At 61.6% G+C, this 1095-nt stretch carries 1 protein-coding gene; it reads left to right on the top strand.

The features are described from left to right. Positions 1-144: 144 nt before the first annotated feature. Positions 145-1095: DDE-type integrase/transposase/recombinase (locus BJF87_RS24615; protein ID WP_139319591.1), on the top strand; the 951-nt coding region annotated here is incomplete at its 3' end.

The following is a 1095-nucleotide window of genomic DNA, read 5'->3' as shown; positions in this document are numbered from 1 at the left end:
CTTGCGCACGATGTCCTCGGCCGAGTGACGCTTCCGTCCCGCCATGATCCTCATCGTCCCTTCTCCGCCCTCAACGGGGCAATCAGGACTCTAGAACCACCCGGACCGGTTCACGGGGGACACGCCACTGACGAACGTGCGCAAGTGTGTGACGTTCTTAGCGACGAGCAGTTCACCGATTTGTCGATGTGCCAAACATATTGGCGTGCTTTTGATTCCGATATGATCCCGTGCTCGCAGAGCACGTTCTACCGGATTGCCAAGGCCGAACGGATGGTGGGAGATCGGCGTCGTGGCCGGCACAGTGGCAGCCCGTCGCGTCGAACACCGCGGGTCGCGGCAACCCGGCCAGGACAGCTGTGGTCGTGGGACGTCACCGAACTCAAAGGCCCGCAACGGCAACGATTCAAGCTGTATCTGGCGATCGATGTGTTTTCGCGATTTCCCGTCGCCTGGCGCATCGAGTACGTCGAGACCATAGCGTCAGCGGTGGACATGTTCGCCGCCGCGTTCACCACCTATGGACCGCCGCAGGTGTTGCATGCCGACAACGGTGCGATCATGCGCTCACGAGATCTGCTTGATGTGTTGGAGGCGGTCCACACCCAGGCCTCGTTCTCGCGGCCCCGGGTCAGCGATGACAACCCGTTCTCCGAATCCCTGTTCAAGACGATCAAATATGACCTGTTCTGCCCCGACCGGTTCGACAGCATCGACGACGCCCGACAGTGGACCGCGGAGTTCATGCACCGTTACGCCACTGAGCACCGCCACAGCGGGTTGGCCTGGCACACCCCGGCCTCGGTGTTCGACGGCACCGCTGCCCGACAACAGCAACACCGTCAAGCAATCCTCGACCGCAGGTACCAGGCCAACCCGTCACGCTTTCGGCATCCACCTCGTGTCCATGGCCATGAGAAAGTCCCCACTGGTGGCCAGGTCGAGGTCCCCGCTGGTGGCCAGATAAAAGTCCCCACCCTGTGTTCGTCGTGTCGACCCGGAACTGAGGGCCCAGGCGATGACGGTGAAGGTGCCAACCGATCACCATCACCGCCTGGGAGTTCCATTGAAGTCTGCGAAGGACCGTATGGACAT

It is taken from the genome of Gordonia sp. CNJ-863 (assembly GCF_001942325.1).
GTDB lineage: Bacteria > Actinomycetota > Actinomycetes > Mycobacteriales > Mycobacteriaceae > Gordonia > Gordonia alkanivorans.
This window is presented reverse-complemented; position numbering and strand designations above follow the sequence as displayed.